This window comes from Flavobacterium sediminis, assembly GCF_003148385.1.
Taxonomy (GTDB): domain Bacteria; phylum Bacteroidota; class Bacteroidia; order Flavobacteriales; family Flavobacteriaceae; genus Flavobacterium; species Flavobacterium sediminis.
This window is the reverse complement of sequence record NZ_CP029463.1, coordinates 1912089-1927744: the sequence shown is the minus strand read 5'-3', so window position 1 is coordinate 1927744 and position 15656 is coordinate 1912089. Positions and strand designations below refer to the sequence as shown.

The 15656-nt window shown below is 33.8% G+C and carries 12 protein-coding genes and 1 pseudogene; 1 reads left to right on the top strand and 12 read right to left on the bottom strand.

Features of this window, described 5'->3' with window-relative positions:
- The 8 genes and pseudogenes from ruvA to DI487_RS08940 form a co-directional block, all read right to left on the bottom strand.
- Complete coding sequence (gene ruvA / locus DI487_RS08970) at nucleotides 1-582, bottom strand: Holliday junction branch migration protein RuvA (RefSeq protein WP_109569344.1); 582 nt, start codon at nucleotides 580-582, stop codon at nucleotides 1-3.
- 6 nt (nucleotides 583-588) lie between these two features.
- On the bottom strand, nucleotides 589-2880 hold the full coding sequence (locus DI487_RS08965) for an NADP-dependent malic enzyme (protein ID WP_109569343.1): 2292 nt from the start codon (nucleotides 2878-2880) through the stop codon (nucleotides 589-591).
- 99 nt (nucleotides 2881-2979) lie between these two features.
- Nucleotides 2980-3087 (bottom strand): annotated as a pseudogene (locus tag DI487_RS16330) (T9SS type B sorting domain-containing protein); the annotation flags it as partial.
- Nucleotides 3088-3361: 274 nt separating this feature from the next.
- Nucleotides 3362-4276 carry a carbohydrate kinase family protein gene (locus tag DI487_RS08955; protein WP_109569341.1) on the bottom strand — a complete coding sequence of 305 codons (915 nt, stop codon included), beginning with the start codon at nucleotides 4274-4276 and terminating at the stop codon, nucleotides 3362-3364.
- Nucleotide 4277: 1 nt separating this feature from the next.
- Nucleotides 4278-4616, bottom strand: a complete 339-nt coding sequence (locus tag DI487_RS16325; protein ID WP_245896330.1) for a glucosidase family protein — start codon at nucleotides 4614-4616, stop codon at nucleotides 4278-4280.
- The gene (locus tag DI487_RS08950; RefSeq protein ID WP_245896328.1) at nucleotides 4574-5452 is read right to left on the bottom strand and encodes a glycoside hydrolase 100 family protein; all 879 of its coding nucleotides are present in this window, start codon (nucleotides 5450-5452) and stop codon (nucleotides 4574-4576) included. Before DI487_RS08950 ends, DI487_RS16325 begins: the two co-directional genes overlap by 43 nt.
- Nucleotides 5453-5458: 6 nt before the next feature.
- Nucleotides 5459-6766: an MFS transporter gene (locus DI487_RS08945; RefSeq protein ID WP_109569340.1), complete on the bottom strand. Its 1308-nt coding sequence runs from the start codon at nucleotides 6764-6766 to the stop codon at nucleotides 5459-5461.
- Nucleotides 6767-6887: 121 nt separating this feature from the next.
- On the bottom strand, nucleotides 6888-9515 hold the full coding sequence (locus DI487_RS08940; protein WP_109569339.1) for a TonB-dependent receptor domain-containing protein: 2628 nt from the start codon (nucleotides 9513-9515) through the stop codon (nucleotides 6888-6890).
- A 126-nt stretch (nucleotides 9516-9641) separates the two neighbouring features.
- Here DI487_RS08940 and DI487_RS08935 point away from each other — a divergent pair, with 126 nt between their 5' ends.
- Nucleotides 9642-10667 carry a LacI family DNA-binding transcriptional regulator gene (locus DI487_RS08935; RefSeq protein ID WP_109569338.1) on the top strand — a complete coding sequence of 342 codons (1026 nt, stop codon included), beginning with the start codon at nucleotides 9642-9644 and terminating at the stop codon, nucleotides 10665-10667.
- Here the strand turns inward: DI487_RS08935 and queG are convergent.
- The 4 genes from queG to DI487_RS08915 all read right to left on the bottom strand — a co-directional run bounded on the left by queG (nucleotide 10664) and on the right by DI487_RS08915 (nucleotide 15638).
- On the bottom strand, nucleotides 10664-11590 hold the full coding sequence (queG, locus tag DI487_RS08930; protein ID WP_109569337.1) for a tRNA epoxyqueuosine(34) reductase QueG: 927 nt from the start codon (nucleotides 11588-11590) through the stop codon (nucleotides 10664-10666). The genes DI487_RS08935 and queG overlap by 4 nt on opposite strands.
- Nucleotide 11591: 1 nt before the next feature.
- The gene (ruvB, locus tag DI487_RS08925) at nucleotides 11592-12614 is read right to left on the bottom strand and encodes a Holliday junction branch migration DNA helicase RuvB (RefSeq protein ID WP_109569336.1); all 1023 of its coding nucleotides are present in this window, start codon (nucleotides 12612-12614) and stop codon (nucleotides 11592-11594) included.
- 77 nt (nucleotides 12615-12691) lie between these two features.
- Entirely contained in the window at nucleotides 12692-14461 is a 1770-nt protein-coding gene (locus DI487_RS08920) for a cytochrome c oxidase subunit I (protein ID WP_109569335.1), read from the bottom strand.
- 28 nt (nucleotides 14462-14489) lie between these two features.
- Nucleotides 14490-15638 (bottom strand): cytochrome c oxidase subunit II, encoded by a 1149-nt coding sequence (locus DI487_RS08915; protein ID WP_109569334.1) that lies wholly within the window; start codon nucleotides 15636-15638, stop codon nucleotides 14490-14492.
- Between the last annotated feature and the right edge of the window lie 18 nt (nucleotides 15639-15656).

Here is a 15656-nt window from a genome sequence, read left to right as displayed (position 1 = left end):
TTATAAATTTTTTAATGCTTCTTTAATTAATTGTTCTACTGAGGCATTTGGGACATCTCTAAAAACTTTGTCAATTGCTTTTTCAGCAGCTTTTCTGGCAAAACCTAAAACTTCTAATGCTGATAACGCTTCTTCTTTATTTGTATTGTCTACAACAACCGAAACATCGTCTAAATTGTAAACTTTTAACACTTTTTCTTTTAAATCCAATATGATACGCTGTGCTGTCTTAGCTCCGATCCCTTTTATCCCTTGAATAGTGGCCACATCATTTGATGCGATTGCCTGAATAATATGAGTGGGCGGAATGGAAGACAACATTGTTCTCGCTGTACTTGCACCTACTCCTGAAACCGATAAAAGCAATTTAAACAATTCTCTTTCTTGTTTTTCAACAAAACCGTATAGTGTATGTGCATCTTCTTTAATCTGTAAAAAAGTAAATAATTTTAAATTTTCAGAATCTGGAAGTAAAGAATATGTGTGAAGTGAAATATTAATAAGATAACCCACTCCATTGCAATCAATCACAACATCAGTAGGTGTTTTTTCGACTAATCTTCCTTGAATATGGGTTATCATTATAAATTATTTTTCTGTATGTTTATTTTTTCTCTCTTTTTCCTGAGCATCAACAACAGCTACCGCCGCCATATTTACCATTTCTTCAACACTGGCTCCTAATTGGAAAATGTGAACCGGTTTATCTAATCCTAAAACGATAGGTCCAATGGATTCAGATTCATTTAATTCCTTCATCAATTTATAAGTAATATTAGCCGCATCCAGATTAGGGAAGATCAACGTATTTACTTTTTTATTCACCAATTTAGAGAACGGGAATTTACTTTTCAACATCTCAGAATTTAATGCAAAGTCCGTTTGAATTTCTCCGTCTACGATCAGTTCCGGATTATTTTTATGCAAATACGCTACTGCTTCTCTGATTTTTTTAGCCGTTTCTTTTGAGGAAGAACCGAAATTTGAAAAAGATACCATTGCCATGATCGGTTCCATACCAAACATTCTAACCGTCTTAGCCGTCATTAAGGCTATTTTTGCTAAATCTTCCGCACTAGGATCCGGATTAATTGCTGTATCTGCCAAGAAAAGCGGACCGCGCTTTGTCATCATTAAATTGGTTGTTGCAATTTTTGAAACCCCTGCCGCTTTAGGAATCAGTTCCATAACAGGTTTCACAACCGCCGGATAACTTCTGGAATACCCTGTCACCAAAGCATCTGCTTCTCCCTCATTAACCATCATAAGAGCAAAATAATTGCGCTCTCTCATCCATTTTTCGGCTTCTAAAAGCGTAACTCCTTTTCGTTGTTGTTTTTTCCAGAATGAATTAGCGTAACGTTTTCTTGTTTCGTCTTCATCCTTAGTCTTAGGATCTAAAATTGCCACATTAGCATCAAAACCTATTTCCGATTTTAACTCCTGAATAGTTTCTTTATTTCCTAACAAAACCGGAATCCCTATTCCTTCTTCATAAACTATCTGAGCCGCTTTTAAAACATCTAACTGATCAGCTTCAGCAAAAACAACTCGTTTCGGATCTGTTTTAGCTCTATTCATCAGCAAACGAAGCATTTTATTATCTGCTCCTAAACGATCTAACAACTCAATTTCATATTTTTCCCAATCTAAAATCTCCATTTGAGCTACGCCCGAATCCATAGCCGCTTTTGCTACAGCCGGAGCTACGGTTGCGATCAATCTCGGATCAAAAGGTTTAGGAATGATATAATCTCTACCGAATGTTAATTTTGTTTCTCCGTAAGCAATATTCACTTGCTCCGGAACCGGTGATTTTGTCAGATTCGCCAAAGCGTGAACGGCTGCCATCTTCATCTCCTCATTAATTTTAGTCGCTCTTACGTCTAACGCACCTCTGAAAATATAAGGAAAACCTAGCACATTATTCACCTGATTAGGAAAATCAGAACGTCCGGTTGCCATAATAATATCTTTACGTGTGCTTACCGCCAGATTATAATCGACCTCCGGCACCGGATTTGCCATAGCAAATACAATCGGATCGTTATTCATTGCCAAAAGCATATCCGGCGTCAGCACATTCCCTACTGACAACCCTAAAAACATATCAGCTCCTTTTATGACTTCGCTTAATGTCATAGGCTCGCAGTCTTTAGCATATTGCATTTGAACGTCTAATAAATCCGTTCTGTTGGTTGTCAACATGCCGTCTTTATCAAACATGTAGATATTTTCTCTTTTTACACCTAACAGTACATAAAGGTTAGCACAAGCTAAGGCTGCTGATCCTGCTCCGGAAACTACTAATTTAATCTTATCGATTTCCTTTTCGGCTAATTCCAAAGCATTCAACAAGGCCGCTGACGAAATGATCGCTGTTCCGTGTTGATCATCGTGCATAACAGGAATATTCAATTCCTCTACCAATCTTCTTTCAATCTCAAAGGATTCAGGTGCTTTAATGTCTTCCAGATTGATCCCTCCGAATGTAGGTGCAATATTTTTTACCGTCTGAATGAACTCTTCTATATCTTTAGTTCCTACTTCAATATCAAATACATCAATACCGGCAAAAATCTTAAAAAGTAAGCCTTTTCCTTCCATCACGGGTTTTGAGGCTTCTGCTCCGATGTCGCCCAGACCTAAAACGGCAGTTCCGTTAGAAATCACGGCTACTAAATTTCCTTTTGTAGTATATTTATAAACGTTATTTACGTCTTTTTTAATCTCTAAACAGGGTTCAGCAACTCCCGGTGAATAGGCTAATGATAAGTCTCTCTGTGTTGCATATTTCTTAGTAGGTACCACTTCTATTTTCCCCGGTACGGGTTTAGCGTGGTATAATAAAGCTTCTCTTCTTTTTGTATCTTTATGCATATAATAAGTTTTATATGAACTTACAAAGTTAAAATAAGCTTTGAAAGAAAAAAATTTTAGGACTACTCTTTTATAAAAATGAAAAAAATATTCGTTTGATTATCTTTTTAATGAAAAATCCCCTTTTTGTACTCGATCATTTATCATATTTATTATATACCAATAATCCGATGAAGGCATGTTAATTGCATCAAAAGTACCGTCCCAACCTTGAGAACAAGGAAGAAATTTGCTTTAATAATTTTCAACATCTATCAAAAATGTAAATAAATATTTGATTTCCAAATCATTCATCAAATCCTTTTGTATTCCAGAAATCATTAATTCCAGATCTAGAAACATTAAAAGGAACACTTTGATTAGTAAAGGCTTGTATATAGTTTTGGCAATCATTTGGTAAATTTTGACTAAATAAGAAGCAAAAGAACAATCTTTTTATTACAAAATTTGTGATTGGCATCAAATATTAGGTGTTTAAAATTTACTCTAAATCAATATCATTTGGAAGATTCCCTATATTTTGAAGTTTTATAGAAGCCAGTTTTTGAGCAATTGTAACAGATTCTTCTATTGTTTTTTTATTTATTTGAGCATATAAAAAACCAGCCCAAAAAGCATCTCCAGCGCCAGTAGTATCTTTTACTTCTTTTACATATATAGCTTCTTGAAAAAACAGACCTTTCTTTAAATCCGAAACTACAACTCCTTTTTTCCCTTTTGTTAAACAGATTGTGGTGACTCCTAAATTATGAAAATAATCAAAAATAAATGTTTCTGATTTTACTTCTGCAAATAGCCTGTAACAATCGTCTTCACTTAATTTAACTAGCGGATCATTTGATAAATAGTAACTTAAAACCTGTTTAGCTTCTTCTCTATCCGGCCAAATTCTTTCTGAAAAATTAATATCTATACTTAATTGAACTCCCAATTCTTTTGCCTTCTTAGCCCTATTTAAAATAGTTTCTCTTGCAGGATTCTTGCTCAATGCGAAACAGGTGGTGTGAAAAACTTTTGCTTTTTCAATACTATCATCTGTTAATTGCTCGATTGTTATATTACAATCTGCTTGTCTATAAGGAATAAAATCTGGTGTATCTGTCGATTTTGAAACAAAAATCACCGACGTTGGTTCCGTATTTACTTTTTTAATACTAGACATATCAATAGAGTTTGATTTCAGTTTTCTAATAATATAATCCCCAAAACCATCTTGTCCACAAGAAGCCACAAGTAAAGGTTTTAAACCTATTTTTGATGCATTAACCGCTACATTAGTAGGAGACCCCCCTAAAAACCGATGATAATCTTTAGTTCTATTTATTGAGGTATTCATCTGATGACCAATCAAATCAATTAAAACTTCACCTATACATATTATATCTATTGTTTTCAATTTACAGTAAGATTTTAAAATTAGTACATAAAGATTGTTGCAGTAAGATTGCTGCTGCTGCACTCCATGCGCAGAAAGATACTCCGTTTGGCATTGAAGTATTTGAATTAAAATTTTCAAAAAAAGAAAAATCATTTAATGAATTCGCTTCATTTATTCTATCTAAAATAGCTTTTGCTTTTGTTTGTTCTGATTTAAAAAGTAATGCTAAACCAAAGAAACCATTCACCATTGGCCAACTTCCTCCATTATGAAATTCATAAGGATAATTTCTAAACTCATATTTACAATTATCTTTTAGTAAGTTCCAATGTTCATCATTTTCAAAAATTGGGGCCAAAAAGCTGGAAGCAATCCTAACTTTGTACTTAATGCTAAATCATATGAATGATTAACGATTTTATTTTGAGTTTTTTTCGTTCCGATATTTAACAATAAAGCTAATGAATTTGCAAAAGCATCAAACTGATTTTTATATCCTGATGGAGAGAAAGAACAGGGCAAATAATCTTGGAAATCCATTTCGTAATAAGCTCTTTCATGAATTTTTTGCCCTTCAGAATTAGGTAAGAAATTAATTTCAATTTGCTTTTCAATTTTTTCAATTTTAACAGAAATAGTTTTGCTTTTTTTAAAATAGTTATAACATTTTAAAGCCCAAATACGAAGTAATTGATCGTATAAAACGTAACCATCAGTTATATATTCATCTGCCCAATTACCAGATAACGGAACATATATTAGGTGTCTATTATTAAACTCCCAAGCTTCTAATAATCGTAATGCTTTTTCTATTTCATTCTCATGTTTCCAAATAAAGGAATCATCTTTTGTATGAAAAGCATATTGACAAACACCAATAATAAACCAAGTTACTGCATCTACTCTACCGGCCAATCCACCATAACTCACATCTACTTTATCGACACCTATTAACACATTAGATGGGATTGTTCCTAATTCATGTTGGTATTTAGCTAATGTTTCAAGTGTGTTTTTAAATGTTTTAATTAATTTTTCGTCACCTGAAGCTAAAGCAGCTAATCCACAAATTACACCATCGCGAGCCCAGACTCTTTGATAATTAGAAGTGTTTTCTGCACTTGCTAAAAACCCATTTGGTGTTGACACTTTATGCAATAATTCTATTGCTTTATCATAGTATATAGTTTCCATGACTATTTATGCTTTCTTAATTTCTTTTTTATTCTTAATTAACATAGTACAAATTGAAGCTAGTGCTAATAAAACCCCTGCAAATGTTATTGCATTTCTTGGATCGTTATTTAAAAAAGTTCTTAATATATAACCAAATGAAAGGTTTTGGACAATCATTGGTATTACAATCATCATATTAATAATTCCCATGTAAACTCCATAACGTTCTTTAGGAATATCAGAAACCACCATTAAATATGGTATTCCCATCATACTCGCCCACCCAATTCCAAAACCTGTTATCGCGAAAAATAAGAAGTTTTTATTTTCTATATGAGGAAAAATAAGAAACCCTATAGCTGCTAATAACAAACAAAAAACATGCACCCATTTTGCTCCATATTTTTTTGCAAAACCAACTAAAACAAATGCAATTAAAAATGTAACTACATTATACCAACCATTAACTAGACCTGTCCAACTTACCGCCTTTTCATAAGCTTCAGGATCAGACTTAGGAGTTGCATTCCAAACCGAAAGCGCTATACTTTTTGAGGAATTTTGCCAATAACAAAATAAAGCATACCACTGAAACAAATAAACTAAAGCCAGTTGCCACATTACTTTTGGCATAGCTCCAATGGCTGAAAAGATTTCAATTAACGGTTCAAAAAGGCCATTTTTTTTACTTTTTATCAACGCTAATTCTTCTTCCGTAGGTTGTATTTCAGAAGTTGTTTTCATACTCCACCAAATAGAGCCTATTGAACAAGCTGCACCTAAGAAAAAAGAGGCATAAACCCATGTAGGCAAAGAACCTGTTTTCCCTACAATGATTAAAGGAAAAATAAATAGTGATAAATTAGCCAACGTTTGACCAAAACCTGTAAAAAAACTTTGCATTTGAAATCCAAGAGGCTGTTGTTCTGGAATTAATTTATCCGCTACAAAAGCACGATAAGGTTCCATTGCCATATTATTCCCTGCATCTAAAATCCAAAGTAAACCAGCTGCCATCCATAAAGAACTACTAAAAGGAAACATTATTAAACTTAAACTACACAACAACGCACCAATTAAGAAATAAGGCTTCCTACGTCCCCATTTTGGATGCCAAGTCTTATCGCTTAATGCTCCAATTATAGGTTGAACCAATAATCCTGTCACTGGACCAGCAAGATTTAATAACGGAATTTCATCTGGAGTTGCTCCTAAAAAATCATAGATAGGATTTACGGCACTTTGTTGCAAACCAAAACTATACTGAATTCCAAAAAAACCAACATTCATGTTTAGGATTTGCCAAAAACTCAGTTTTACTTTTTTTATCATTATTCGTAATATGTAAAGTTTGCTATTCCGTTTTAACTCAAGTTATTAAAACAAATCCCATACCTAAAATTCGTATACTTTTAGGTATAGGGATTTATCTAATAAAAATCTAACTAAAAATTTAAAATCTATATGACAAAGCCATTGATAATGATCTACCAGGTAAAGGTCTAGCCCTTACAATATTTGTTGTATTATCTGTTATACTTCCTTCTTCTGCTTCAGTAATTGCCAGTGTATCAAATAAATTATTCCCTGCAATATTTAATGCTAAATCTTTTACTAAAGTAAATTCTAAAAAGCCATTCACAATGACAAAACCATTCATTACTAACTCATTAGTGTCTTGCGCGAATGCTTTAGATTGTCCTATAAAGCTTAATCCAAATGTATTCTTCTTCTTTGAAAAACTATATGTCGGAATAAAATTATACATTAATTTTGGTTGTCTTCTAGCTTCATTACCATCGTTTGGTCCAGAAGTAATTTCTGCTTTTGTATAAGTAAAAGCACCTCTAAGATTTAAATCTTCAGTTACATTATAAGAAGATTCTAATTCTAAACCTAATGATTTGTAATCATTCTCAATAATTCTATTTGATGTTGCTTCAAAGCCTCCTTCTTCATTTGTTGTCGATTGGAAAGCTGTTACAAATACATAACCATTTGTGAATTTTCTTTTATAACCAATCTCTAATTGGGCTAAAAAATCTCTTGCATTAATTTTATCACCATCTAAATAATTTAAACCTGAAAACAAAATCCTATCTGCTTTAGCAGAAGCTCCTTTACTATATCTTGCAAAAACAGATGATTGTTCATTTAACAAATAATTAGCTCCGAAAGTATAGGACACATAACTGTACTCATAATCTACAGCCGTTGTATTAGCATTATCAATTGCAAATACATTTTGTTCAGGGACTGAAATAGATCCGTCATTATTGATATCATAAGTCGTACTAGTTCCTCCAGCAAATGAACCATTAACTCTACCTTTATCATAACGAATTCCACCTTCTACAATTAAATCATCATTTATGTCTAAAGCTACGTTCAAATAAGGAGCAGAAACATTGTATTGTGTATCATAATTTCTAGCTAAATTACCCCAAAATGGTGTCCCATAAGCATATAATCCGTTTTCTGATAATAAATTCCCTCCCGCATCAGTAACATTAATTAAACGAGGATTATTATCAGACACTTCTTGAAGATAAGAGTTCCACAACCAAGAGATTGATACATTTTGAATCGATTTAAAATAACCTGCAGTTATTCCTAAACCAATTTCATTAAATTGTTTTGACACTCTCAAATCATTCATAAAGTTATTTAAATTATTTAATTTAGCATCAAACATATGGATTCTTGAAACTAATCCATTAGCAGTATTAAAAAGAGAACCATCATTAGCATAAGTCAAGGTTGAACCCACTCCAAACGAATCTGCAATCTCAGCAGCAGTTGCTACTTGTGCTGGAAAAGGAGCTATAAACTGTCCGCTATTAGCCGAAAATCGACCGTTATTATTCACTTTCCAACCTTCTCCTAAATTGAAATCCAAATTGGCTCCTATAGATTTTGAAACAGGATGCATTCCATCACTTACTGCAGTTCTATTTAATTGTCCATCTGGACCTAGACCTACATTATGATTTAAATAAATTGACTGTTGCGTTCCAGAAGTAGCATCATAACCACTAACACTTCCCCAATTAGGATCTGAGTTTGTTCCAGTTACTTGTATTGGCATTGGCATATAAGCTGCAGCCCTATCGTTTAAAAATTTAGTATAAATTGTAATAGATCCTTTTTCAAATTCTTTGGTTATATTAAACTTAACTTGACCACCATTATTTGCTATAAATCCTGGACTTCTCACTCCTTCTCCTAACCTATAAAATCCACCGACATGAAAGTATAATCCTTCCCCGATTTTAGTACCATATTCTAAATCTGTTCTAAAAGAATTATAATCTACGCCAAAAGTTGTTGCTAAACTACCTCCTTCTGTCCTACCAGTTTTACTAATAAAATTAATAATTCCACCAGGCGAATTAGACGATAAAGTAGATGCTGAACCACCTCTAATAGCTTCAATTTTTGCTATATTTCTATCAAATCTCGTAAAAATATCTGCTGTTGCAAAGGACATATCACCATATAAAAGCACTGGTAACCCATCTTCTTGTATTTGCAAATATTTTGAACCTCCAGAAGAAATTGGCACCCCTCTAACAGAAATATTCGAATTTCCTTCACCACCAGAAGACTCTGAACGAATACCTGGAATGGTTCTAAAAATTTCTGCTGTAGATCTAGGGGCGGTCTGTTCTACTTGCTCAATATTAACCGATGTAATAGAAACACTAGATTTTAATTTTGTTGCTTTATTTACAACTCCCGTAACAACAATATCTTGTAATTCAGTTGCATCTTCTTGTAAAACAAAATCTAAAGTCGTTTCTCCTTCAATAAGAACTTCTTTCTTTATCATTTTAAACCCAAGATATCTTGCAACAACAACAGCATTCCCAGATGGCACATCATTAATTACATAATTACCCTCAAAATCTGTTGAAGCACCTTTAGACGTGTTCTCAATGGTTAGATTAACTCCAAATAGTGGATTCCCAAAATCATCTTTAACATTTCCTGATAACTTCCCATTTTGAGCAAATGAGAAACTCATTGAAAAAAATAAAATGAAATAGAAAATTTTTTTTAAGCTAAAAATCACTTTCATGATGTAAAATTATTTAAGTTAATTGATTTTTTTGATTTAATTATTTCGAAATTATTATTTTTTTTATATTTAAATTATCGAAAACGTTTTCGATTTTTATTTTCCCTTTTTTATCATATTTGTATAATGAATAATATAACACTAAAAAGAATAGCAGAAATTTTAGGAATCTCAATTACCACTGTTTCTAAAGCCTTAAAAAATTATCCTGATGTAAGTAAAAAAACCCAAAAGGCAGTTTTGGATCTTGCGAAGGAACTTAATTATACTCCAAATAGTTTTGCCGTGAATTTAAGAACAAAAGAATCTAAAACTATTGGATTAATAATTCCTGAGGTAGTTCATCATTTTTTTTCTAATGTTATTAATGGCATTATTGATGAAGCAGAAAAAAATGGCTATTTAGTCATTACACTTCAATCAAACGAATCTTTGGAGTTAGAAAAAAAGCAAGTAGAATTATTACTTAATAAAAGAGTTGATGGAATAATTATGTCTCTTTCTAATCAATCCAATTTTGACAATCATATTAAAGAAATTATTTCGAGAGGAATTCCATTAGTCTTATTTGATAAAATCTCAAAGCTTGTCAATTGTTCCAAAGTAATTATCGATGATAAGAAAGCAGCTTTTGAAGCTGTAGAACATTTAATCATAAAAGGGTGTAAAAAAATAGCCCATATTCGTGGTCCAATAAATCCACAAAATGCCATAGATCGTTTTTTAGGTTATAAAATGGCATTAGAAAAAAACAACATCCCATTTGACCCAAAATTAGTTTACACTTGTGAAAACGTAACATTTGAAGAAGGTAAAACTTTTGCTAAAGAAATTATAGAGCAACACAAAGATATTGACGGCATATTTGTAATTACCGATTTAGTAGCTGTCGGAGTTTTGGCTTGTTTTAATGAAATTGAAATTAAAGTCCCTCAACAAGTTAAAATAATAGGGTTCAGCAATTGGTTTATGTCTCAAGTTATTACTCCAAAATTGAGTACCGTAGACCAACCTAGTTATGAAATGGGTGTTCAATCTTTCAAACTATTATTTGAAGAAATGACTCATAAAAAAAATGGAATTCCATTTGCTCCAAGGACTATTTCACTTGAAACAAGTATCATAGAAAGAGAGTCTACAAATAATTCTTAACCTTTTAAAAAATCAACATTTCTTTTAAAACCCTCAAATTTTGTTCTCTTAACTGCTGAGTTTTTAAATATTTGATTGAATGCTTCTTTCGATAGGTTTTCCCAATCATTCTTTGTAAAATGTAACAAGTTAAAATTAGGCTCAAAGGCAGTCTCATTGTGTGGCTTTGCGAATCGATTCCAAGGGCAAACATCCTGACAGGTGTCACAACCGAAGAACCAATCGTCAAATGTTCCTTTAACATCTTCCGGCAGTGCTCCTTTTAATTCAATGGTAAAATAAGAGATACACTTACTTCCGTCAACTACATAGGGTGCTATAATCGCTTCAGTAGGGCAAGCGTCAATACACGCCGTACAAGTTCCGCAATGATCAGTTGTAGGTGAATCATAGTCCAATTCCAGATCAATAATCAGTTCAGCAACAAAATAAAAAGAGCCAATCCCTTTTGTTATAAGATTAGCATTCTTTCCAATCCAACCTAAGCCTGCCTTAGCCGCCCAAGCTTTATCTAAAACCGGTGCTGAATCCACAAAATAACGCCCATTGACCTCTCCGACCTCAGATTGGACAAAATCTAACAATTGTCTTAATTTGTCTTTTATAACAAAGTGATAATCTTCTCCGTAAGCATATTTGGAGATTTTATAGGAGTCGTTACGTTGTTTTTCTTCCGGATAATAATTCAATACTAATGAAATGACGCTTTTTGAACCTTCAACTAATAAACGCGGGTCTAAACGTTTATCAAAATGATTCTCCATGTAGCCCATCTCTCCGTTTCGTTGTTCTTTCAGCCATTTTTCTAATCGGGGCGCTTCCTCTTCCAAAAAATCTGCTTTAGCTATACCACAAGACAAAAAGCCGAGTCTTTTCGATTCGGCTTTGATTAATTGTGAATATTTTTCTTTGTTGTTAATCAATTTAAAACAATTCTCCTTGATTAAACCCTTTTATCCTTCCTAAATGCTTGTAAGCTTTCTCTGTGACTTCTCGACCTCTAGGAGTTCTGATAATAAACCCTTCTTGAATCAGAAACGGCTCATATACTTCTTCAATCGTTTCACCGCTTTCTGAAACTGCTGTAGCCAAAGTTGTTAAGCCGACAGGACCTCCTTTGAATTTATCTATAACGGTTGTCAATATCTTATTATCCATTTCATCCAATCCGTGTGCATCAACATTTAGAGCTCTCAAAGCAAATTTAGCGATCTCAATGTCTATTTTTCCATTCCCTTTTATTTGTGCAAAATCGCGAACTCTTCTCAATAAAGCATTAGCAATACGAGGCGTCCCCCGACTTCTTCCTGCGATTTCGATTGCTGCTTCCATTGATATAGGCATTTTCAAAATAGAGGCACTACGTTGCACAATTGTTGTCAGTAATTCAGTATTATAATATTGTAAACGACTTTGAATCCCGAAACGAGCTCTCATCGGTGCAGTCAACAATCCAGAACGCGTTGTAGCTCCAACCAGAGTAAAAGGATTTAAATTGATCTGAACCGTACGTGCATTAGGCCCTGTTTCTATCATTATATCAATTTTATAATCCTCCATAGCAGAGTAAAGGTATTCCTCCACAACCGGACTTAAACGATGGATCTCATCGATAAACAGAATATCCCGTTCCTCCAAATTAGTCAACAATCCGGCCAAATCTCCTGGCTTATCTAAAACCGGACCTGAAGTAATCTTAATTCCTACTCCTAGTTCATTTGCCAAGATGTTAGCCAATGTTGTTTTCCCCAAACCCGGTGGTCCATGAAACAATGTATGATCCAGAGCATCATCTCTCAGATTGGCAGCCTGAACAAAGACCTTCAAGTTTTCCAAAACCTGATCCTGCCCGGCAAAATCATCAAAAGAAAGTGGCCGTAAAGCTCTTTCTATATCTATTTCCTGAGGCGTAAAACGTTCTTTATTCGGATCCAAATTTTCGTTCATAATCATCAAATATCAGCAAAGATAAAACAAAAAACCTTTCCAATCGGAAAGGTTTTCTTTATTAACGCTATATGAATTTAGTGATGTAATTCTTCTTCTCCTTCTTTCATAGGAACATTTTGCGGTACAAAATCATCCTCATGCCCTGGTTTACTATAATCATAAGCCCAACGGTGAACTACCGGTAATTCTCCCGGCCAGTTTCCGTGAATGTGCTCTACCGGAGTAGTCCATTCTAAGGTGTTAGCTTTCCAAGGATTTTCTGTTGCTTTTTTACCGTAGAACATGCTGTAGAAGAAATTCCAGAAGAAAACGATTTGGAAGATCGAACCTACAATTGCAAATACAGTAATCAATACATTAACGTCAGCTAATTCATCAAATAAAGGGAAAGCTGAATTTGTATAGTAACGACGTGGTAAACCAGCCATTCCTAAGAAGTGCATCGGGAAGAATACTCCGTAAGCACAAACTGCAGTTACCCAAAAATGAACATAACCTAAATTTTTATTCATCATACGCCCGAACATCTTAGGGAACCAGTGATACACTCCGGCAAAGAAACCGTAAAGTGCAGAGATACCCATTACTAAGTGGAAGTGAGCTACAACGAAATATGTATCGTGAACATTAATATCTAATGTACTATCTCCTAAAATAATACCTGTTAAACCACCTGTAATAAATGTTGAAACCAATCCGATAGAGAACAACATAGCAGGATTTAACTGTAAGTTACCTTTCCATAAGGTAGTGATATAATTAAATGCTTTTACTGCTGAAGGAATTGCGATCAATAACGTTGTGAAAGTAAACACAGATCCTAAGAAAGGATTCATACCTGACACGAACATGTGGTGACCCCAAACGATAGTTGACAAGAAAGCGATTGCTAAAACAGAAGCAATCATTGCTCGGTAACCAAAGATAGGCTTTCTTGAGTTTGTTGCAATAATTTCTGAGGTAATACCTAAAGCCGGCAATAATACAATATATACTTCAGGGTGACCTAAGAACCAGAATAAGTGTTCGAACAATACTGGAGAACCTCCTTGGTAGTGTAGTACTTCACCTGAAATAAAGATGTCTGATAAATAGAATGATGTACCGAAGCTTCTGTCAAAGATCAACAAAAGAGCAGCAGAGAACAATACCGGGAATGAAACAACACCGATGATCGCTGTTACGAACAAAGTCCAAACTGTCAATGGTAATCTTGTCATTGACATACCTTCAGTTCTCAAATTAATTACTGTAACAATATAATTCAATGATCCCATTAAAGAAGATGCAATGAAAATTGCCATAGCTACCAACCAAAGCGTCATACCAAGACCTGAACCCGGAATTGCTTGCGGTAATGCACTCAACGGCGGATAAATTGTCCAACCTGCTGAAGCAGGACCTGACTCAATGAATAGTGAACTCAACATGATAACACAAGAAAGGAAGAACAACCAGTATGAAAGCATATTCATAAAACCGGAAGCCATATCTCTTGCACCGATCTGCAATGGAATTAACAAGTTACTGAACGTACCACTTAATCCGGCAGTTAACACGAAGAATACCATAATGGTACCGTGTATTGTTACCAATGCTAAGTAAATATCTTGACGCATTACTCCGTCAGGAGCAAATTTTTCACCTAATAAAACTTTAAATATTCCAAATGATTCTTCAGGCCAAGCAATCTGCAAACGGAATAAAATCGATAATAAGATACCTACGATACCCATTACCAAACCAGTAATCAAATATTGCTTAGCAATCATCTTGTGATCATAACTAAAAATATATTTTGTTATGAACGTTTGTTTGTGATGACCGTGTTCTAGTGCTGACATAATCTATAATTCTATATTATTGATCTAATTAATTTAAATTTTGAGCTAAAACTTTAGTTGTATCCACTACTGTTTCCATAACTTCCGGAACTACAGGAGCCGTTTCAGCAGGAGCATTAGCCTCTTTCCATTGTGAAGCCAATGTAGGCTTTTCTGCTAACCAAGCTTTGAATTCTTCCGGAGTTTCAACTACAATCTTCATTTGCATATTGTAGTGAGAAGCCCCACAAATCTTATTACACAGTAATAAATAATCAAATGTATAAGGCTCTAAAGCAGATTCTCCTTTTGCTTCAAGTTCTTTACTCTTTTTAGCTCTAATTTCATTAATTCTAGCTACGTTTTCTTTTATATTATCATCTTCACGCATATCTGCTGTTGTTACAGTAGGAACATACGTAAATTGTGTAATCATACCCGGAACACAGTTCATTTGAGCTCTAAAGTGAGGCATATAAGCCGAGTGAAGAACATCTTGTGAACGGAACTTAAAAACTACTTTTTTACCTTTTGGTAAGTGTAATTCGTTTGTTACTTTATCGTCTTGTGCAGCAGGATCAGCCAAATCAACTCCCAAAGTATTGATACCTTCAATAAAACGAACATTCGCTTTACCTAAAGTATTATCAGTACCGGAATATCTAACTTCCCATCCGAATTGTTTAGCATATACTTCTACATACATTACATCCTCTTCATTATCATAGAACATAATGTTATTCCAAGTATACAATCCGTATAAGATCAAACCTGCCAAAGTAATTACGGGAATAATTGTCCAAACTGCTTCTAATTTACTATTATCAGCAAAATATAAAGCTTTCTGACCTTGTTTTCCTCTATATTTAAAAGCAAAATAATGCAACAAGAACTGTGTAATTGTTTGTACAATAAATATAATAACCAATGAAATAGCCATTAAGTTATCATAATCAGGGCCATGTTCTGAAGCCGGTGTACCTAAAACCAGATGTCCCCAAGCATAAATTGAGTATATAGTAAATATATATATAAACCCAACGAATGCAAACATTAAATATCCGTTAACACTATTATCTCTATCATCAGCAACTTCTGTACTAGCTGTGCCAACTTGAGTTAAATCAAATATTTTAGTTAACTGCCAAATGGCAACTCCGACTAAAACTAAAATAATAAATACCAATAAACCTGTCATTTGTTTATTTCTTTAAAT